Raw genomic sequence first — 20,439 nt, 5'->3', positions numbered from 1 at the left:
TATAGTTTGAATGGGGTCTTTATGAAATTACCCCTAATAATGGTACAAAAGACCTTATTAGGGGCAATTTTACAACGATAAAAGTCTTAAATGCACCCCACCCCAAAGCCCGCCCCCATAGGGCGGGCTTTGATTTTCAATATCATTTTTTTGCATAAATGCAAAAAAATGATTTGGTTTTCGAACCCTCCCCTATGGGGGGAGGGCAGGGTGGGGGTTCAGCAGGCGTGTACGAAGCACAAAAACCCGTTTTTTGACCTTCTGACCATTGTAACAACGCCCTTATTAGGGGCAATTTTATGCCAAAAAGATTAAAAACTTGCCTTTTATTTTAAAGGTGTCTTTCAGAGTGATAAGAAGAGCGCACCAAAGCTCCCGACTCTACGAAAGAAAAACCGCGCTTTTCGCCTTCCTCTTTGTAAAAGGCAAAGACCTCGGGGTGAACATACTCGATGACAGGGTGGTGCATCTTGGTAGGTTGTAGGTACTGCCCAATGGTAAGGACATCGCAACCATGCGCACGCAAATCGTCCATAATTTGCAGCATTTCCGCCTTTGTTTCGCCCAAACCTACCATTACGCCTGATTTGGTGCGTTTTCCGTAATCTTTGGTGCGCTTGATTTGCTCCAAACTTCGCTCGTAACGCGCCTGCGGACGGACGCGCTTGTAAAGGCTGGGGACAGTTTCCATGTTGTGGGACACTACTTCTTGCCCTGCCGAAATCATGCGAATGAGTGCGTCCCAATTCGCCTTGACATCGGGAATAAGCGTTTCGATGGTGGTAGTGGGGGAAAGTTCTTTTACCTTTACGACGGTTTGATACCAAATTTCAGCCCCTCGGTCTTTTAGCTCGTCACGATTGACGGAGGTGATAACGGCGTGCTTGACCTGCATCAATTTGATGGCTTCGGCAACGCGGCGTGGTTCGTCTTGGTCGTATTCCTGCGGTCTGCCTGTCTGGACGGCGCAAAAAGAGCAGCCGCGTGTGCAGACGTTGCCCAAAATCATGAAAGTAGCAGTGCCTGCACCCCAACATTCACCCATATTGGGGCAGTTGCCACTCTCGCAAATGGTGTGGAGTTTGTAATTATCTACCAAACTGCGGACGTGCTTGTAGTTTTCGCCTGTGGGCAATTTTACACGCAACCAGTCGGGGCGTTTGCTGTCGCCCTTTATATTTCTTGGGTCGGAAGTCAATACGGGAAGGTCTATCATGGCAGAGGCTTTTTATAGAAAAGGAGGTAGTCTTTTTTCAGAATAGCCGATTTGAAGCCAAAAGGTTTTGACTTTTTGCTTTTTCACAAAAATACGCTTTTTTTTAAAAATGCCTCTACGCTTTTTCAAGAGAGTGTCAGGACTATCTCTGCCGCCCTAATAATAACTGTTCATCATTACCTCTGCCAAAGAGCCTTTTTTGATAAGGTCTTTGATTTGGCTAAAAGGCACAAAAATTTCAAACTCGCCTAAGGCATGAGGAGCAATTTCTTCGGCATTGTAGCGAAAGAGAATCCCACCTTTGCTAAGGGCAAAATTTTTCCCTGCACTAAATTTATTGTCGGGAAACATAATGCCTTCTTCACTAAAATTTTTAATATTTTCAAAACCGTAGCGTTTGCGAAAGATAGGCTCGGCAATCTGATTAAGTTTGTTTTCAAAATTAGAAACGAAAATGTCTTCTAAAACAAGCGGATTGCCCGTTTTTGCATCAAAATTGACATAGTGGATTTTCTTTTCAGGTCTGATACCGCCTTCAAAGATATTTTCCACAAATTCCAAGACAACGATGTCGTGGTTGTTGTAATCCAAGATGATATGGTGCTTGTTTTCCCAAATGGGAAGTGCGTCGGCAGAGGTTTTGGCAGCCATTGCTTTATAACGATTGACAAAATCATCTAAAAATTCGGCGTGGTCGCCAAATTTAGACTTGTCGCTCTTAGGGTGGTCGTAATTGAGAATGTGGCTATTGATGTATTGATTGATTTGACGCGCCGCCTTTACATTCTGTTCGTCGCCCATCACGACATAGACCAACTCCACTTCGGCAGTACCGCTATAACTGCGCCCTTCATGTATCATCCAAAACTTGTGCGCTGCATTGGGGTAGCTTTCTTCGAGTTTGAAGGTATTGTAGTCATTGCCTTCGAGGGCATGCCAAGAGCCTGCAATTTCGGTAGGGGTGGCGAAGCGTCCCTCGAAAACGCCAATGACCTTTGGCTCTCCCGTTTCGGGGTCTATGCCTGTAATTTCGTTGAGTGAAATGCGCCCTTTGTCGTCTATTGTGCCTTCTATTGTGCCTTTTGTTTCTTTGTTGTGAAAATAAAAATGTCCCTGCAAATTGCTACCCATGCGGAGCAGGTCGATTTCTATTTTGTCTTGCCCTAAGTTGCCGATGAGCTTTTTGTAGAAATACTTAGGAATGGAGGCAGATTCGGCTTTTAGGCTTTCGCCTTGTGCGCGTAGAGATGTAAGGAAACCGCAAGAAAGACACAAAATAAGAGCTATTCGAAGCGGCAGCGATACGAAAGAGGAAAATGTTTGCATCATAACCAAAATAAAGGTAGATAAGATTTTGAAAAAAATAGAAATAAGCTGTACCAATCGGCTCATTTATAGGGCTTTGTAGGCTTTCTTCGCCAACAGAGAAATCGGCATATTGAGCAAAAAGAGGAGATTTTTGTTAAAGGTTTCAAAAAATATGCCTTTTTGTCATCTGTAAGATTAAAACTTGTTAGAACCTATCTATTTCCACCTGTACGCCCTCAAATTTTTTCTGCCCCAATAAATTGTGGGAAAATTCGGGTGTGGCTTTGTAGATAATTTCGCTTTTCCCTATCAGACCTAAAAAAAATTCGTAGGCGTGTAAATCGAAAGATTCCCCAAAAATATTATTGACCAAATTCGAGCGCGTCAGCACGCCTGCCTCTATGTGGTTTTCTTGGGAATAGTCATACAAGTCCATAGAAGTCAGGATAGCCTCTTTTTCGTTGGCGTAGTATTTGGCGTGTAGGCGTGCATCAAAACGCATTTCTATATTGGTAAATTGGCGAAAAAAGTCTATGTCTTGGGGTGAGATGTTGCGCGAAAAGTCTTTGCCATTTTTGCCAAAAAGGATAATGAGTTGTAAGTGTGGATTGATGAGCTTGACCTGCAAGAGTTTGCGATAGTGAGGGTGCAGGCGAATGTAAGGCGATACCAAAAGCAAGCGTTTTTCGGCTTCTTTCATAATATCGCCTATTTTTTCGTTTAGCTGTGTGCCTGTCAGGAATTTGGGCATAATCAGAAATTGAGTGGCAGGCTAAACCCTAACGCGCCGAAACGCCCTGCTCTTTTTCGAGGCGGCGGATACAATCGCGTAGGCTCTCGCGCCAATGGGGAATGTAGAGTTTGAAAGTATCTTTGATGGCGGTTTTGTCCAATACGCTAAAAGCGGGTCTTTGGGCAGGCGTGGGAAATTCGACCGTCTTGATGGGTTCTAAGGGTGTTTCTATCTGACTTAGCTCGAAGACGGCTTGCGCAAAATCGTACCAACTTGCTACGCCCTCGTTGGTGTAGTGGTAGGTACGCCAAATGTCGGTAGGGAGTTTGGGGCTATCTTCTAAAAACAAAATGATTTCGAGCAAAGTTTCGGCTAAATCTTTGGCATAGGTAGGACTGCCAATTTGGTCTTGCACGACACGCACTAAGGGCTTATTCCTACCCAAATGCCGCATCGTCTTGACAAAGTTTTTCCCAAAAGGCGAATAAAGCCAACTGGTTCTGATGACCAAACTCTGCGGATTGTGCTGCCAAATTTGCCGCTCGCCCTGCCATTTGGTATTGCCATAGACATTGAGCGGCTGCACAGGCGCGTCTTCGGCATAGGGCGTGGCTTGCTTGCCATCGAAGACAAAATCGGTAGAAATGTGTAAAAGTTTGCAATCATACTTCTGACAGACACGCGCTAACTCGGCTGCCCCCAAGACATTGACCTGATACGCCGCCATCTTTTCGCTCTCTGCCATATCTACGGCAGTGTAGGCAGCGGCATTGATACAATAACGCGGACGTGTTAGGGCAAATTGCCGCTCGATGCTCTCTATTTGACGAACATCTAAGCTATTCGAATCGGTGAAATTATACTCGAAGGGGTAGCGCGAAGCAAGGGCTTTTAATTCCTGCCCTAATTGTCCGCGCGAGCCAGTAATAAGAATCATTGTGGGCAAACTTTTGATGAAAATGATAAGATTTAAAATCAGAGGTTGAAGATACACATTTTCAGACCAAAAACAAACCCCTTGCAGGCTTTCCTACAAAGGGTTTGATTTGAAAACAAGGAAGACGCGGCAAGAGATTAGTCCCAACCTTTGTCTTGTCCTAATTTTACTTTTTGTGCATTTACGATTTCAGGTTTGCCACCTTCGCCGATTTTGGTGAGGAAAGCAACCAAATAGCAGTTGGTATCGACAATCTTAGTCAAGTCAATCTCACCAGAGATAGAAACTTTCGCTGTGCCACCTGCCTTGATGCTCTGCCAATCGATAGGCGTGCCGTCAAGCGGCGTGAGTGCGTCGCGCAAAACGTGGTTATGCACAAAGTTTGCGATACGAGCAGGCTGCGAGAAGTAAGGATACTCTCTAAAATTAGCATTGCCACTCAAATAGTTCTCTTGTGGGTAGCCTGTGATGCCATCTTCTAATAGATAAACCACTAAGCTATACTCATCAATGGCAGGATTCTGACCATAACCAACATACACATCTGCGGTAAAGTTGCGCTTGCCTGCTTCATGTTCGGTATCCAAAGCCAAGCCAATGCTGCTGGTAGGATTGTCTTCCAAAACGGGTAAGCCATACTCTTCCCATTCTACGGGGTGCAAGAAGTAGTCGCGTCCGAAGCGAATACGGTTCAGCATGCCACCAGGGTAGCCTGCCAAATTGTAGCCACGTCCTAAATAGTCGGTGATGCGCGTAACTTCCATCGGGTCGCCTGCATGGAAAGCCACACCGATAACTCTACCGTCGTGGTCTTCAATCATTTTGTCCATGTAGTATGTGCCGAAAGGACACCAGCCACACCAAGTGCCTGTACCTTCTTCAATGACCATCTTCTGACGGAAAGAAGCAGGAGGTGCGCCAAAAGGATTTCCGTCGCCGCCGTTATTGCCGCCACCGCCGCCAGTACCTGTGGTATCAACGGGCGTGCCGCCACCATTGCCACCGCCGTCGTCGGGTTTAGGGTCTTCGTTAGAACTGTTACAACTAAATAGCATTGCGAAAAGCGCAAAGACTACTAACCAAGCGTTGATTCTTTTCATAAATTTGTATATGGTTTGGGTAGGTTTTGAAATTGGTAAGGAGAAGTAGGATAAATGTAATCGGTTGTCGGAGTGGGTTTTCTTTTTGCAATAATAAGAAGAAAATGTCAAGTTTGCGTAAAAGGGGGGTATCTTTTTTCGTTTTTTTTTAGATTGTCCAAAAAAAAAGTAGTTTTTTAGCCTGCTTGCGATACTTCCTACGCCCAAAAGCTCGAAATCGATAAAGGGCTTTTTTTATTCGCCTAAGTTTTGGGTTTGGATTAGGAAAGTAGCGAAAAAAACGTATTTTTGCTCTTTCATATCAAAAGATGTAAATTCTTGAAAATAAGAAAGTTAGACTCAAAAAAATACAATTCTTATGTTTGAATGGGGGAAAAATTTGCTTACAGGCTTACTTATACTGCTCCTTTTGGTAGGAATTGCAGCCAGTTTCGTATGGTTTGAGTGGGAAAATATTGCCCCTACGCCCAAGCCCGCAGGCTATCAAGCCGTCTTTAAGGGTACAAAAATTGCTGATAAACAACTTTCATACCTATACAAAGCCCTTCCCATTCAAACGGCACAACAAAACTCACGCCCTCTTTTTTTGCATTTTTTTAGCCCCGACTGCCCTTGTTCGCGCTTTAATCTCGACCACCTCAAAAGTTTGGTGCGTCGGTATGGCGATAGAATAGATTTTGTTGCCCTTCTTTGGCACGACCCCCAAAATCCTATTTCCGACCCCAAGCGTTATGATTTTGCCCAAACTTACGGCATCGATATTCCTACCCTTGCCGACCCCGAAGGCACAATCGCCAAAGCCGTAGGCGCGTATGCTACGCCCCAAGCGGCTCTGCTGACAAACGAGGGAACACTCTATTTCAGAGGCAATTACAACCTAAGCCGCTATTGTACCAGCCGCGAAACACGCTTTGCCGAACAAGCCCTTGTCGCCCTTTTAGAGGGCAAAAATCCGCCAGACTTTGGCAAATGGGCTACCGAAGCCTACGGCTGCCCCCTCGAACCGCTTTCTGCTATCCAATAGCAAACGCCCACAAAAAAAAACAATATCTCCGCCTATAAACTTGCCCTTATGCCCCTTACTGCTACAAAAACTTTTGAAGAAACACATTCCACCGAAGCCTATCTTGCCCAAGTGCAGGAACGTGCCGATAAGACTTCGGACAAGTTTATCGTCTTATTTTTTCTGATAGGGGCAGCCCTTGCGCCCGTTTATGGCACCTACACTTTCGAGCTAATTACGAGCGGTTTGAATATCCTGCTTTATTTAGTGGCGCGTTTCGCAGTTCAAAACAAGTTTCAGGCGCGTATTTTGGTGAGTATCATCTATGCCGTTTTTATGCTACAATTTATTGGGCAGATGCATGGCATGGCAGAAATGCACTTTTTCTTTTTTATCAATGCTGCCCTTCTGATTATTTATCAAGATTGGCGTTTGATGATTCCCTATACGATTATGGCAATCGGACATCATTCGCTTTTGGCGATTTTGCAGTGGTATTTGGGCATGGCAGAATTGGGCAACTTTTTTATTACCTACTCTGAAATTACGGTTTTCCAACTTTTTATACACTTCGGATTGGCTTCGCTTATGGCGGCAATTTGTGGTAAGATTGCCTACACTTTACAGAAAGATAGCCTTGCTTTGAAAAAAACAGAATTAGAGGCACAGGAAAAATCGCAAGAGCTACGCGCTTCGGAAGAAGAATTGAAGCAAAATTTGGAAGAAATGCAAGCCACACACGAGCAGATGGCGACGCTACAATACGAGCTACAAATCAAACAAGATATTTTCAGTGAAGCCGAAAAGGTAGCGCAAATGGGTATTTTTGAAATCAACCTCAAAACGCAAGAGTTGATAGGTTCGGACAACCTACCCCTTATCTACGGCTTGGAAACCTTTACAAACCTATCTGACCTAACGCCTCACATACCGCCCGAAGACGACGCAATCGCACACCAAGCGATTGCAGATGCTTTATCGGGCAAACATGAACACTTTGAGGTAGGCTATCGCTTTATGCCAAAGAACTTTGAGGAAGTGGGGTACAAATACTTTCATGCTTTCGGGAAGGTGCTAAAAAATGAAAAAGGCGAAATTACGCATCTTATCGGGGCAGCACAAGATGTTTCGGAAACGTATTCCAAACAACAAGCCTTAGAAGCTGCCTACCAAAAGCTACAAAAATCGGAAGAAGGACTCAAACAGAACGTAGAGCAGCTTCGCGCCATGCAGGAGATGGTCGCTGATGCGTACCTTTCCTTAGATGCACAGTTTCAAGCCATTAGCACCACTTTGGGCTATGTGGAATTAGACATGGAACGGACAATTATTCGCGCCAACGCCCTTTTTGCAAATTGGCTTGGCTATCAAGAAAAAGAACTCTTAGACAAAAAACACAAAGAACTTTGTTTTGAAGACGAGGAAAGCATCAAAGACTATGAAACCCTTTGGCAGAAATTAGAAGCAGGGCAGACAGTTACGGGGGGTTTTAAACGAAAAACCATCAAGGGCGAGCTTCTCTGGATTTTTGGCGCGTATTGCCCTATTATTGATGTGGAGGGGAAGGTTTTGAAGGTTATCAAAGTGGTTTCGAATTACAACGAACAGAAAAAAGCGCAAGAGGAACTGGAAAAACTTTCACTTATTGCGAGCAAAACCAGCAATGCCGTCATTATTACAAACCCCAAAGGCGAAATTACGTGGGTCAATGAAGGCTTTACCCAAATTTCGGGCTACACCTTGGAAGAGGCGTTGGGAAAAAGACCTGCCCAACTTTTACAAGGCAAAAACACTGCCCCTGAACACATTGCAAGTTTTGGAGAAGGCTTGCGCAGCAAACAGTCTTTCACACAAGAGATTTTAAACTATCACAAAAACGGAAAGCCCTATTGGATTGAAGCCAGCATCACGCCTGTCCTCAATGAAGAGGGCGAGGTAGAAAGGTTTATCGCCATAGAAAGCGATATTACCGAGCGCAAATTGGCGGAGGCTGAAATTAAGGCAAAAAATGAAGCCTTAGCCACTTCCGAAGAGGAGCTACAACAAAATTTGGAGGAGCTACAAAGCACCCAAGATGCCCTTCTGACCCAAAATGAAGAATTAGAACGCACCCTAAACGAACTCAAACAGACGCAACAGCAACTTGTAGAGTCGGAGAAGATGGCGACCTTAGGGCAGCTTGTCGCCAACATTGCGCACGAAATCAATACGCCTATGGGTGCGATTCGTTCTTCGGCAAGCAATGTAGAGGCGATTTTAGACGATGTCCTCCCCCTGCTACCTACCTTTTTCCAAAACCTTTCCCAAGCCGAGTACCAACTCTTTGTTTCCTTTTTAGAAAGGGTTACACGCCCTCAACTCTTGCTCACCACGCGCGAAAAGAGGGGCTTTAAATACGATTGGATAGACTTTTTGGAAACAACCACCTGCGCTCAAAAGATGCCCGAAGCCGTAGAGCCAATAGCCGACTTTTTTGTAGAGATGGGCTTGACAGAAACCGCCGAGGCACAAGACGAAAACAGCGACCTATACAAAATTTTGCACCTGCAAAATTGCTTTCTCTTTGTCAAGACCGCCTACAACCTTTCTGCCCTTATCCGCAGCAATCAGACCATTAAGACCGCTACCGAAAGGGCTTCGAAAATCATTTTCGCCCTCAAAAGCTATTCCCGACAAGGCAATCGAGGGCAGGCACAGCAGGCAAATATTGCCGAAGGCATAGAAAATACGCTACTACTCTACCAAAATCAAATCAAACAGGGCATCGAAATTGTTAAAAACTTTGAAGACCTGCCCCCTATCCTTTGCTACCCCGACGAGCTAAACCAAGTCTGGACAAACCTCATTCACAACGCCATACAAGCGATGGAAGGAAAAGGCAGACTCGAACTTGCCTTACACAAAAAGACCGAAACCGTCTTGATTTCCTTAAAAGATAGCGGCAAGGGAATCCCCGAAGAAATACAAGAGCGCATCTTTGAGCCTTTTTTCACTACCAAAAAAATAGGCGAAGGCAGCGGTTTGGGCTTGGATATTGTGCGAAAAATCATAGAAAAACATCAAGGCAAAATTTGGTTTGAAAGCCAACTAAATGTCGGAACGACGTTTTTTGTAGAAATTCCCCTGCTTTTGGAAGAAAAACGCTAAAACTTACCTGCAAGACCTCACAAAACCTCCCCCCCCCTTTTTCAAAAAATAACCCCAAAACTCGACGACGGCTAAAAGCCTTTTTAGGAAAATAACAAAAAAACCTCGACGACGGTTAAAAAAAATAAAGATATGATTTCTGCCCCTTTACCCGAAAACGAATCTGAACGGTTAGCCGCCCTGCTGCGCTACGAAGTATTGGACACCGACGCTGAAATAGAATTTGACGATTTGGTGCAATTAGCTTCTCAAATTTGCCAAACTTCTATTTCTTTGGTGTCTTTAATTGATGCCGAAAGGCAGTGGTTTAAAGCAAAAGTAGGCTTAGAAGCCGACGAAACACCGCGCGAATTGGCTTTCTGTGCGCATGCGATTTTGCAGCCCACCGAAATCTTCGAAGTCCCTAATGCGCTTGATGATGTCCGTTTTGCCGACAACCCTTTGGTTACGGGTAATCCCGACATTCGCTTTTATGCAGGCATGCCGCTTACTACGCCCGAAGGCATGAGTTTGGGGACACTTTGCGTCATCGATACGAAGCCCAAAACGCTGACCGAATCGCAAAAATTTGCCCTGCGTATTTTGGCAAAGCAGGTTACGGCACAGTTGGAATTGCGCCTCAAAGTCAAGGACTTACAAATGCGCATGGAGGAAATCAAGCGCACACAGGCAAAACTCATTCAACACGAAAAGATGGCTACCTTGGGGCAACTTGTCGCCAGCATTGCGCACGAAATCAATACGCCTTTGGGTGCAATTCGTTCCTCTGCCGATAGCGTTACCAATTTTTTGAGCGAAAGCCTTACCGCCCTGCCGCTTTTCCTACAAAAATTGAACGGCGAGGAGCTTCGCCTTTTTTTGGAAATTTTAGAAAAAACGCCTACCTTTCCTACCACTTTCACCACCAAAGAAAAACGCCAAAAAAAATACGCCCTACTCGATATTTTGGAGGCAGAGCCAAAGCAAATAGGAAAATTTGATGTCAATACTTTTGCCGATTTATTGGTAGAATTGGAACTGGAAGGGCAGTGGCGCAATTTTTTGCCCCTACTTGATTTTGAAAATGGCGCACAGATACTTGCCCAAGCCTTTCAAATTGCCAACATTTGGCGTAGCCATCAAAACATCTTGACCGCCACCGACCGCGCGGCGAAGGTCATTTTCGCGCTCAAAACTTTTTCTCGCGCCGAGCAGGGTAGCGAAAAAAGGGAAATCAACCTCAACGAAAATATCCAAACGGTACTCACTTTGTACCAACATTTGCTTAGGCAAGGGGTAGAATTGGACGTAATTTGGGGGCAAGACTTACCGCTCCTGTCTTGCTTTCCCGACGAACTGGTGCAGGTCTGGACAAACCTCATTCACAACGCCCTACAAGCCTTGCAACAAAAAAATGGCGATACTGCCAAACTTTGTATCAGGACAGAAAAAGAGGAAAACAGCCTACTTGTTGTCATCACCGACACAGGCATAGGGATACCAAAAGCCTTACAAGATAAGATTTTTGAACCTTTTTTTACCACCAAACGCGCAGGCGAAGGCAGCGGCTTAGGGCTGGACATTGTCCGCAAAATTGTGGAAAAGCATCAGGGCAGGATTGATTTTGAAAGCGAAGAAGGCAGAGGTACAACTTTTTGGGTGCGTCTTCCACTTTGAAAAGTTTTCAAAAATTTTAAAAATTTAGTATGAATAAAAGCAATCATTTTTCTATGGATATTGATTTTAATGAAGGTACTACTTTTCGCAAACCGCCCCAAGTGGTGATGCGTTACGCGCTTTTTGGCTTTCTATTTGGCTTGTGTTTTCCTTTGGGAGCTTGGGTTTTAGATGGCTTTTTTTTCCAACAGCTCCCTGAAAACGAAGTTTTTTTAATCGCCCTACACAAAATCAATCCGATTCATTTTATCATCGATACCGCACCCGTTATTTTGGGCTTTGCCTTTGGCTGGGCGGGCAGAATTGCACAGAAACTCTACAATCTGCACCACCACTTAGAGGACGAAGTCAAGATACGCACCCAAGAGTTGGCGGCTTCGAATGAAGAACTGCGCCAAACCTTAGAAGAAGTCAATAGCATCAATGAACAACGGCAGGAGCAGGAAATAGAACTGCAAGTCAATTTGCAAAAGCAAGCCATTTTGAATCAGGTACTGCAAAGTTCTATCTTTCAGAGTCAGGATTTGAAGATTTTTTTGCAAGATGTCATCAACTGTTTGGGGTTTGCTTCTTTTTTAAAATTAGAAAAAGGCATTGGTATTTTTATCAAAAACGAAGACACAGGGCTTTACGACCTTACTGCCCACCAAGACCTTTCTCCACAAATTCAAAACCTTTGTAAAAGCATTGCTTCGGGACAATGTCTTTGCGGTTTGGCTATCGCCAAAAAGGAGACGCAATACGCTCACTGCCTCGATTCTCGCCATACAATACGCTATGAAGGCATCAAAGCACATGGACACTACAACATTCCCTTGCTTTATGGCGAGGAAGCCTTAGGTGCGATTGTGGTGTATCTGCCCGAAGGACACGAGCGCGATGAACAGCAAATTCTATTTTTAGAAAGCATAGCCGCTATCGCAGCCAGCACAGTGAAAAAAATACAGATGTCCAGAATGGTAGAAAAGCAAAATTTAAAACTGCAAGAAAATTTAGAGGAGTTAGAAACGTCAAAGTCCATCTTGGAAGCCCAAAAGGAAACCTTAGAGCAGACCCTTAGCGAACTAAAAACCTCACAGGCACAACTCATTCAATCGGAAAAATTGGCAACCTTGGGGCAGCTCATGGCAAGCATTGCGCACGAAATCAACACGCCCATGAGTGCCATTCGCTCCTCATCGGGGCATATAGAAAATATTTTGCAGCAAATCCTACCCAAACTGCCTTCTTTTTTCGCCTCCCTGCCTTTTGAAACGCAACAGCATTTTTTCAAACTTTTAGAAATTGCGCTTACCAAAAGCGAAGAAATTTCTACACGCGAGCGGCGCACACTCAAATACGACTTGCTCAATGATTTGGAAAACCTCGTAGCGGAAAATAAATTATCCTTAGAAGCTACCACTGCCCCCGAAATCCTCGCCGATTGGTTGGTAGATATGGGGCTACACACCGAAAGGGAACGCTTCCTACCGATTTTGGTCTTGCCAGAGGCTACCCAAATTTTGCAAGTGCTACTCGAACTTGTCAATCTTTTCCGCAGCAATCAAACCATCAAGACCGCAACTGAAAGAGCTTCAAAAGTGCTTTTCGCCCTTAAAAGTTTCGCACGAAAAGATGCACTGGGGAAAAAACAAAAAGTCAATCTCAACGACAATATCCAAACTACATTAGTTTTGTACCAAAATCAACTCAAACAAGGTATAGATGTCATTAGGGGATTTAGCCAACTGCCCGACCTGTACTGCTTTGCAGATGAACTCAATCAAGTCTGGACAAATCTCATCCACAACGCCATTCAAGCCATGAATGGCAAAGGCACACTCGAAGTTTCTACTGATTTGATAGAAAATGCAGAGGGCGAAGATACCGTTCTTATCAGCATCAGCGATACGGGAATGGGGATTCCTGCTTCTATTCAAGACAAAATCTTCAATCCCTTTTTTACCACTAAAAAAATGGGCGAGGGCAGCGGTTTGGGCTTAGACATTGTCAAAAAAATTGTGGAAAAACATGAAGGCAAGATTTGGTTTGAAAGCGAGGAAAACAAAGGCACGACCTTTTTCATTAGTTTGCCTTTGCGCACCCAAGCCGAAGAATAATTTAAAAAAAAACGATAAAACACAATGATAGAGGTAGTTTCTACCCTTATCTTAAAAAAACACTTTCTTTGCAATTTTCATTTATAGAAAAATAGTTAGGGCTATTTTATTTTCGGTATGATACCATCTTTTTCTTCTTTTCGTATAAAAGTATTCTTTTTTGTTTTTTGCAGCCTCCTATTTTCAAATCTTTGGGCGCAAAGCCCCGACCCTACGGCGGAAAAAGTGGTCGATAGTCTGGAAAAGGCACTCGCTAAGGCAGCCGAAGGCAGTTCAGGACAAGCGGAAATTCTAAGCGAATTGGCGTGGAAACTCCGCAATAGCGATTTTGACAAGGCTCTTTTTTATGCTAAAAAGGGCATAGAAGCCGCCAAAAAAGCAGGTAATCCTGAATTAGAGGCACAGAGCAATAGCTTTGCAGGCGTGATTTATCGCAACAAAGGCGACTACACCAAAGCCATGGGGTATTATTTTGAAGCCCTCACCGTAGCCGAAACTCACCAAGTAGATGTGCAGATAGGCTATGCCTACAACAATATCGGGGATTTGTATAAGGTGCAAAATCAACTTAGTTTGGCATTGGAAAATACCCAAAAGGCGATTCCTTTTTTTGAAAAAGTGGGCAATAAGCGCGGCTTGGCGTATGCTTATATCCGTTTGGCAGAAATTTATGCAGAAAGCAAGATTTACGACAAAGCCCTTGTAGCCTACGAAAAGTGCCTCAAAATCAGAGAAGAACAAGGCGACAAAGAGGCTATCGCCAGCACGCTTAACGGTATGGGTATTTTGTATGTAGAGCAAAAAGAATTTGAAAAAGCCATTCCTTATCTGCAAAATTCGTTGGAAATTGCCGAGCAAAACATCAGCGACAAGCGTCTTTCGGGGGCATACAACCATTTGGCACAGGCGTATTTGGGGTTGGGTCAGATACCCAAAGCAGACTCTTTGGCACAAAGGGCGCGTTTTTTTGCAGAAAAATTAGATGCGAAATCTTATCTGAAAGAAGCCCTGCAAACCCTTGCAGACGTAAAAGAAAAGGCAAAACAACCCGATTCGGCACTTTTCTACCTACGCGCCTACGCCGATTTACAAGGTCAGATGTTGAACGAACAGGGTAATAAACAAATAGAGAATCTCAAAAACGCCTACGAATTGCAAAAAAAGCAAATCGAATTAGATAACATCAAAGCGCAAGAAGGGCTACAAAATAAAATCCGCTTGGCAATGGTTGGGCTTATCCTCCTGCTCTTTGGCTTTTTGGCAGTGGCTTATCAAAATTATAGAAAACAGAAAAAACTCTACGCCCTTTTAGAAAAAAAGCAAGCAGAGGTAAAAAGTCAGAATCAGAACTTAGCCTCACAAACGCAAGAAATTCAAGAACAAAACGAAAAATTGCAAGCCTCTGAAGAAGAACTGAAACAAAACTTGGAACAGATGAAAGAAGCGCAGATGGAAATAGAAAGCCAAAAGGAAGTCTTGGAAGATATGCTCTTCGAGCTAAAAACGGCACAATCGCAGTTGGTACAGGCAGAAAAGATGGCAACCTTAGGGCAGCTTGTCGCTAATATTGCGCACGAAATCAATACGCCTATGGCGGCGATTCGCTCCTGCTCACAAAGCATGGCACTCACTTTGGAGGAATTATTGCCCTCGCTACCTACCTTTTTAAAGTCCCTTTCGCAAGAAGATTTTGCCCTTTTCCAGCTTCTGATTCAAAATTCGCTGCCACACAAAGAATTGCTTTCTACCAAAGAGCGGCGCAATCTCAAATATTCGCTTGCCGACTGGTTAGACCAAAACCAAAAACAAGGCAAGATTAGCCCACCACTCCACTTCGAGCAGGATAGGTTTGCCGATTCGCTGACTGAAATGGGAACGGCGGCGCACTTTTTAGCAAATTCGCAGGATTTGGTACAACTTCTCCAAACCCAAAACCCCATTCTATTGGTTGATACGGCGGCTTCGGTTTTGAGTTTGTATAAAAACAACCACACCATTTCGGCTGCCACCGAACGCGCCTCCAAAATCATTTTCGCGCTCAAAAGCTATTCGCGACAGGAAAAAGGCACTGCCAAACAAAAAATAGACATCAACGAAAGCCTCGACACTACCTTAGTCATCTATCACAACACGCTCAAACAAGGCATTGAGGTAGAAAAAAAATGGGGAATCTTGCCCCAACTTGAAGCCTTCGGCGACGAACTCAATCAGGTCTGGGCAAATCTTATCCACAACGCCATTCAAGCCATGCAGGGAAAAGGCAGGCTCACGCTGCAAACAATGGTAAAAGACAACGCCATCTTAGTAGGCATTTCAGACACAGGGGCAGGCATAGCCCTTGATATTCAGGAAAAAATATTTGAGCCTTTTTTCACGACCAAAAAAGTGGGCGAGGGAAGCGGCTTGGGCTTGGATATTGTGCGTAAGATAGTAGAAAAACACGAGGGCAAGATTTGGTTTGAAACCCAAGTGGGCGAAGGCACTACTTTTTGGGTACGACTCCCCATTTTGTAACCCAAAAAGGGAGTAGGTTTCGAGTTTCTATATGATTTTGTGTCAGGTTTTTATTTATTTTTGCACCCTGCAATTACGTTTTAAAAGTTCTATCCTTTTGAGGTATGAAGTGGAAAATTTTACGCGCTTATTTTCTGGGGGGCTTTTTTTCGGGCTTGTTTCTGCCTTTGCTCGCCTTGGGCTTAGAACTTTTTTGGTTCAATCCCACCGACTTCGAAGGCGATTTTATTTTGAAAGCCCATCTACAAAATCCTTTGCTTTTTCTGATAGATACATTGCCTTTTTGGAGTGCTTTGTTTTGGGCGCGGCTCGGTTGGCAGCGCGTACAAAGGCTCACGGATTTAGAAAAAGAGCCTTCTTCTGCCCTCTTTTCACAAAAGACCTTTGACTCTTTGCGCCGTTTGCGTTGGAGCTATTGGGGTTTGGTAGGATTGATGGGTATTTTGCTTGTGCTGGGTCAGATTTTGCTGCAATCTTTTTTAGAAAGGCAGAGTCAGGGCGCGAATCTGATTAGTTTGGCAGGCAGGCAGCGTTTGCTTAGTCAGCGCATTGGCAAAGAAATCCTATTGCTTTCCTATCAAAAAAATAGTGCCTACTCTCAAACACAAAATTCGAACATCGAGCGTCCGCTTACGGCAGATAGTGTAGAAAAGAGTTTGGCAAGTTTTGAACAAGCAGCGGATAATTTTATCAGCCTTTTAGAAAATTTGGAAAAAAAGACCGCCCAAGAGCGCGACCAAGACCCACAGGTTTTGATAGAAAACCTCCGACAATACCAAGACGGTTTCCTACAAAGTGGCAGAAAGTGGCTTCTGGCACAGAGCCTCGCCGATACGCTGCAAAGTCAGCAACAAGCCGCCTACGCCCTACAAGAGTTTTTTCGCTACGAAGCTGCCTTTTTGCCTTTTATCAATTCTGTGGTGCAAAAGGAAGTCGTTTGGGTGGTCAATCGTTTGGCTTTCCTCAAAAAAGTGGAAATGTTGTTCCTTGCCCTTACCCTTATTGGTTTGCTTTTGATTAGCCTTGCCATTTTTCGCCCCATTTTGAAGCGTACCGAAAAGGCAATGCGCCAAGTATTGGAAAATCACCAACAATTAGAGCAAGCCCACCAAAGAGCCGCCACTTCGGAAGAAGAATTACGGCAAAATGTAGAGGAATTGAAAACCGTACAAGATACGCTCCTTACCCAAAAGGCGCATTTGGAAAAAGTAGTAGCCGAGCTAAAAGCCACACAAGAAGAATTAGAACGGTTTAGAAAATAGTAAAAAATGTTGCTCTATTTTTAATGACTTTTTTTCAGAAGAATGAAGGTATGATAGAACATGCCTTCATTCTTTGAGCTTTATCTGCTATATGATAATTTGGCATTGATTACTGCCACTTTTTATTTGATTCTTTCCACACGGATACTGGAAACTACGTCATTGAAATCTTCTAAGGCTCTGGTATCAGCAGTGATTACCTTTGCTTTTCCTGTTCCTTTATAGTGTTCGTACAAAGTAACTTTCCAGCCTGCCTTCACTTTAATAGAGCTAATGATGTCGTTTCCTATAGTGAGTTTGTCTATTTCATAGAAGCCTTCGGAAAGTACCTGCGATTTGCCGCCGTAATCGTAATGTTCATAAACGGTAGCCACATTTTCGCCACTGGCTGCGGTAGAGGCTTTTAAGGCTTGTCCATTGACAACTACCTTTGCACCTCTTAGGTTATTGCCTGTCGCACAGTCGTCAAACTGCACAATCACGATTCTATTCTTTTCACCCGCTACTACAAAATCTTTGTAGTCTTCTGTTTTTGGTGCGTCACCATATTTAATCTGCCCCTTGAATGTGCCGTTGGGATATTTTGAGTTGAAGATGTAAGCTCTTGCGCCGTCATCTACTTTCTCGAAAGTTACCATCAATTGTGATACGGATACATTTTTAGGTACTTCAATTACTGTTTCGAAATAGGTGAAATTGATACTCTTTCTGCAATCGTTCAAGACTGAAGCTGTGCTGCCACCAAAGACAATTTCACCATTGGCATTTAGGGGTGCATTCTCCCAGCCGCCCTCATAGGTACCAGGAATCGACATCTTAGCATAAGCCGAAGGGTCTCCATTTACAGGGTTTTGGTGAGCAATAACTTTTTTGCCCCCATAATGCATGCGCCAAGGCCACATGGAAATATTTTGAGCCAAGATAGAGCCTGAAAAAAAACAAAAAGAAAACGCTAAAAGAAATATTTTTTTCATAAAAAAACGTTGCTTAAGGTGATTTTTTAAAGAAGAAAACAAAGCTAAAAGTTATAGCTGTGCGTAGCAAAGGATAGCCAAAAAGTGCGCCAAATAACTTATTTTTAAGCTGTTTCCTCTTTTTTTTTATTTTTTTAAAAACAAAAACGTTAAAATGTATATTTTTTTCATCAAAAAATGCAAAAACAAGAGTGCCTTTATGAAAGTTAGTGCCTTAATGGATTTGTTCTTGTCTTTGCCGCTACCCCCAAAAATTTAGACCAAAAGTTGCGCTAAAAGATAATCAGCCAAAAGGATAGCAATACAACTATTGGTTACGGCATTGGTGCTGGCAGTTCCTACCTCTAATGCGCCCCCTCTGGTATAAAAGCCTTTGTAGGCAGAGATAGAAGCCACTAAAAAGGCAAAGACTACCGATTTTATGAGCATAAAACTAACATTAAACTGCATAAAATCGATGCGAATACCGTAAATATACTCTTCGGGTGTGAGCAAGTTTGCCAACGTTCCTGCCAAATAGCCGCCCGAAATGGCTAAAAAAGCCGCTATCGTAACGAGCATGGGATAGGTAATCATCGCTGCCACTACCTTAGGCAGCACTAAATAAGAAACGGCATTGATGCCCATTACCTCCAAAGCATCTATTTGTTCGGTGATGCGCATTGTACCCAAGCCGCCCGCAATATTAGAACCTACCTTGCCTGCAAAGACAATCGCCGTAACGGTAGGCGCAAGTTCTAAGATGGTCATATCGCGCACTATCGTCCCGATAATATAAACGGGAATAAGCGGACTGACTAAATTGTAAGCCGTCTGTACGGCAGTTACTGCCCCAATAAAGGTAGAAATAATGGCTACCAAATAGACCGAATCTACCCCAATGCGGACACACTCATCGAGTAAGAGTTTGCTATAAACACGCAAAGGCTCTCTATCGGTGAGCATGCGGAAGAGAAAAATCATGTACTTTCCAAAACTTCTCATAGCGACTTTGCTTTTTATTTATAGTTTTGCACTAATTTATAGATAATTTTTTGTGCTTCCAATTTTGGAAAGAGTTGGTATAAAAGCGTATGCTTATCGTAGTCCAGATGGAGGGCTTGGGTGAGATAGCGCGTTGTTTCTTTGTACTTTCCCGCCATCAGGTAGTATGCCGTTAGGTGATAAAGCAGGTCTGCATTTTCGGGCAATTCGTCTATGGCTTCTTCCAAAATGGCAACGCTTTTAAAGAAATCGCCTTGTTCGTAACAGACTTGCGCCCATTGTAGCCAAATTTCGGCTTCTTGTGGCAGGGCATTGACGGCATTTTCGTAGGCTTCCTTCGCATTTTGTAGGTTTCCCAATCGGTATTCACAACGGGCTTTCCCAAACCAAAAAACGCCTTCTTCTGCCAAAATCTCTAAGGCTTTGTCGTAGAAACGCGCTCCTTCGAGCCATTTTTCGCTTTGTTCGGCACAGGCAGCCATGCCATACCAAGCGTAGGCGTAGTCTTTGTCTAATTCGGCTGCCTCTTGGTAGTGTTTGAAGGCTTCGGCGGTGCGCTCGTTCTTTTCTTTGGCTGCCCCTAAGTGGCAGAGCAATTCGGCTGTCGGTTTTTCGTGCAAAAGGGCATTTTCAAAGGCTAAAATTGCATCTTTGTAGTGTCCCAAGTTCATAAAAATATTGCCTTTATTGAAGTGCGCCGAAGCGTTTTTTTCATCTAAGGCAGTGGCATAATCGTAGGCTTGCAAGGCTTTGTCCCATTGTGCCAAACGCCCATGAAGCACGCCCAAATTGTACCAGTTATCGCTCGAATAGGGGTCTTGGTCTATGATTTTTTCGTAAAAAGTGATGCTTTCTTCTAATTTCCCCATCTGTTCGAGGCAGAACGCCAGTTCGAAAAGTGCCTCACTGTGTTTGGGATTGATAGCGATAGCATTTTTGAAACAAGCCACCGCTTTCTTAATCTGTTCCTGCATTTGCAGGCAGTAACCCATCTGATACCAAATTTCGTCGGTTTCGTCGGAAAGCGGCAATATTTTTTCGTAAATGTCCAAAGCGGCTTGGTAGGCTTGGAGTTCGGAGTACGTCCAGGCTTTGAGTAGTTGGATTTCGATATCGGAGGCTTGCCAGCTCTCTGCCTTTTCTATCAAGGCAAGGGCTTTTTCGGCTTCTAAGATAAGCAAATAAACTCGTGCCTTTTCCAGCATAAGCGTAGTGGAAAAGGGGTGCTGTGCCATCGCGTAGTCGCAGGCAAGAAAGGCTTTGTCCCAATTTTCCTTTTCGCGATAGTGTTCGATGAGATACTCATAACTTTCCTCCTCAAAGAAAAAACTCTGTTGGTTTTCTATCATCTGCTCGAATTGCTCGACCAAACCAGAAGGTTCTTCGCGTCTTTCTCTAAAATCGCTTAGCATGTAGGGTTCGAATAGGTGAGAATAAAAACAAAAGCGAATATAGCAAAAAAAATGCAATCCTAAAAAAGGCGACCTTTAAAGAATCCAAAAAGAC

The 20,439-nt window shown here is 43.8% G+C and carries 14 protein-coding genes; 6 read left to right on the top strand and 8 right to left on the bottom strand.

Annotated elements, in window-relative coordinates; all coding sequences use genetic code 11:
* Positions 1 to 331: 331 nt before the first annotated feature.
* The 5 genes from lipA to G500_RS0101445 form a co-directional block, all read right to left on the bottom strand.
* Positions 332 to 1,216: a lipoyl synthase gene (lipA, locus tag G500_RS0101470; RefSeq protein WP_027001309.1), complete on the bottom strand. Its 885-nt coding sequence runs from the start codon at positions 1,214 to 1,216 to the stop codon at positions 332 to 334.
* 156 nt (positions 1,217 to 1,372) lie between these two features.
* Positions 1,373 to 2,608: an RsiV family protein gene (locus tag G500_RS0101460; RefSeq protein WP_027001308.1), complete on the bottom strand. Its 1,236-nt coding sequence runs from the start codon at positions 2,606 to 2,608 to the stop codon at positions 1,373 to 1,375.
* A 121-nt stretch (positions 2,609 to 2,729) separates the two neighbouring features.
* Complete coding sequence (locus G500_RS21925; protein ID WP_051203206.1) at positions 2,730 to 3,275, bottom strand: phospholipase D-like domain-containing protein; 546 nt, start codon at positions 3,273 to 3,275, stop codon at positions 2,730 to 2,732.
* 28 nt (positions 3,276 to 3,303) lie between these two features.
* Positions 3,304 to 4,194, bottom strand: a complete 891-nt coding sequence (rfbD, locus tag G500_RS0101450) for a dTDP-4-dehydrorhamnose reductase (RefSeq protein WP_035755920.1) — start codon at positions 4,192 to 4,194, stop codon at positions 3,304 to 3,306.
* A 137-nt stretch (positions 4,195 to 4,331) separates the two neighbouring features.
* Entirely contained in the window at positions 4,332 to 5,294 is a 963-nt protein-coding gene (locus G500_RS0101445) for an Omp28-related outer membrane protein (RefSeq protein ID WP_027001306.1), read from the bottom strand.
* Between the two features lie 358 nt (positions 5,295 to 5,652).
* On the opposite strand from G500_RS0101445, the gene G500_RS0101440 reads away from it, so the two are divergent.
* From G500_RS0101440 to G500_RS0101415, 6 genes are all read left to right on the top strand, one after another.
* Positions 5,653 to 6,318 carry a DUF6436 domain-containing protein gene (locus tag G500_RS0101440; protein ID WP_035755917.1) on the top strand — a complete coding sequence of 222 codons (666 nt, stop codon included), beginning with the start codon at positions 5,653 to 5,655 and terminating at the stop codon, positions 6,316 to 6,318.
* A 48-nt stretch (positions 6,319 to 6,366) separates the two neighbouring features.
* Positions 6,367 to 9,444, top strand: coding sequence for a PAS domain-containing protein (locus G500_RS24695; RefSeq protein WP_051203205.1), 3,078 nt, complete (start codon positions 6,367 to 6,369; stop codon positions 9,442 to 9,444).
* Between the two features lie 132 nt (positions 9,445 to 9,576).
* Positions 9,577 to 11,100, top strand: coding sequence for an ATP-binding protein (locus G500_RS21915; RefSeq protein ID WP_051203204.1), 1,524 nt, complete (start codon positions 9,577 to 9,579; stop codon positions 11,098 to 11,100).
* Positions 11,101 to 11,129: 29 nt separating this feature from the next.
* Positions 11,130 to 13,199: a GAF domain-containing sensor histidine kinase gene (locus G500_RS24690; protein ID WP_051203203.1), complete on the top strand. Its 2,070-nt coding sequence runs from the start codon at positions 11,130 to 11,132 to the stop codon at positions 13,197 to 13,199.
* Between the two features lie 117 nt (positions 13,200 to 13,316).
* Complete coding sequence (locus G500_RS24685) at positions 13,317 to 15,713, top strand: ATP-binding protein (protein ID WP_051203202.1); 2,397 nt, start codon at positions 13,317 to 13,319, stop codon at positions 15,711 to 15,713.
* 104 nt (positions 15,714 to 15,817) lie between these two features.
* Positions 15,818 to 16,975 (top strand): hypothetical protein, encoded by a 1,158-nt coding sequence (locus tag G500_RS0101415; RefSeq protein WP_027001304.1) that lies wholly within the window; start codon positions 15,818 to 15,820, stop codon positions 16,973 to 16,975.
* A 122-nt stretch (positions 16,976 to 17,097) separates the two neighbouring features.
* Here G500_RS0101415 and G500_RS24680 read toward each other — a convergent pair whose 3' ends face one another.
* From G500_RS24680 to G500_RS0101395, 3 genes are all read right to left on the bottom strand, one after another.
* Complete coding sequence (locus G500_RS24680) at positions 17,098 to 17,949, bottom strand: beta/gamma crystallin family protein (RefSeq protein WP_027001303.1); 852 nt, start codon at positions 17,947 to 17,949, stop codon at positions 17,098 to 17,100.
* A gap of 255 nt (positions 17,950 to 18,204) precedes the next feature.
* Positions 18,205 to 18,933, bottom strand: a complete 729-nt coding sequence (locus G500_RS0101400) for an MlaE family ABC transporter permease (RefSeq protein WP_027001302.1) — start codon at positions 18,931 to 18,933, stop codon at positions 18,205 to 18,207.
* A gap of 14 nt (positions 18,934 to 18,947) precedes the next feature.
* Complete coding sequence (locus tag G500_RS0101395) at positions 18,948 to 20,345, bottom strand: tetratricopeptide repeat protein (protein ID WP_027001301.1); 1,398 nt, start codon at positions 20,343 to 20,345, stop codon at positions 18,948 to 18,950.
* Positions 20,346 to 20,439: the final 94 nt, after the last annotated feature.

This window comes from Hugenholtzia roseola DSM 9546, from assembly GCF_000422585.1.
Taxonomy (GTDB): Bacteria; Bacteroidota; Bacteroidia; order Cytophagales; family Bernardetiaceae; genus Hugenholtzia; species Hugenholtzia roseola.
Note: the sequence above shows the minus strand (reverse complement) of the source record. Positions and strands in the feature narration are given on the sequence as shown.

Excerpts from the sequence above, each read along its gene's own strand:
- lipA (WP_027001309.1), bottom strand. The coding sequence starts at position 1,216 with ATGATAGACCTTCCCGTATTGACTTCCGACCCAAGAAATATAAAGGGC.
- G500_RS0101460 (WP_027001308.1), bottom strand. The coding sequence starts at position 2,608 with ATGAGCCGATTGGTACAGCTTATTTCTATTTTTTTCAAAATCTTATCT.
- G500_RS21925 (WP_051203206.1), bottom strand. The coding sequence starts at position 3,275 with ATGCCCAAATTCCTGACAGGCACACAGCTAAACGAAAAAATAGGCGAT.
- rfbD (WP_035755920.1), bottom strand. The coding sequence starts at position 4,194 with ATGATTCTTATTACTGGCTCGCGCGGACAATTAGGGCAGGAATTAAAA.
- G500_RS0101445 (WP_027001306.1), bottom strand. The coding sequence starts at position 5,294 with ATGAAAAGAATCAACGCTTGGTTAGTAGTCTTTGCGCTTTTCGCAATG.
- G500_RS0101440 (WP_035755917.1), top strand. The coding sequence starts at position 5,653 with ATGTTTGAATGGGGGAAAAATTTGCTTACAGGCTTACTTATACTGCTC.
- G500_RS24695 (WP_051203205.1), top strand. The coding sequence starts at position 6,367 with ATGCCCCTTACTGCTACAAAAACTTTTGAAGAAACACATTCCACCGAA.
- G500_RS21915 (WP_051203204.1), top strand. The coding sequence starts at position 9,577 with ATGATTTCTGCCCCTTTACCCGAAAACGAATCTGAACGGTTAGCCGCC.
- G500_RS24690 (WP_051203203.1), top strand. The coding sequence starts at position 11,130 with ATGAATAAAAGCAATCATTTTTCTATGGATATTGATTTTAATGAAGGT.
- G500_RS24685 (WP_051203202.1), top strand. The coding sequence starts at position 13,317 with ATGATACCATCTTTTTCTTCTTTTCGTATAAAAGTATTCTTTTTTGTT.
- G500_RS0101415 (WP_027001304.1), top strand. The coding sequence starts at position 15,818 with ATGAAGTGGAAAATTTTACGCGCTTATTTTCTGGGGGGCTTTTTTTCG.
- G500_RS24680 (WP_027001303.1), bottom strand. The coding sequence starts at position 17,949 with ATGAAAAAAATATTTCTTTTAGCGTTTTCTTTTTGTTTTTTTTCAGGC.
- G500_RS0101400 (WP_027001302.1), bottom strand. The coding sequence starts at position 18,933 with ATGAGAAGTTTTGGAAAGTACATGATTTTTCTCTTCCGCATGCTCACC.
- G500_RS0101395 (WP_027001301.1), bottom strand. The coding sequence starts at position 20,345 with ATGCTAAGCGATTTTAGAGAAAGACGCGAAGAACCTTCTGGTTTGGTC.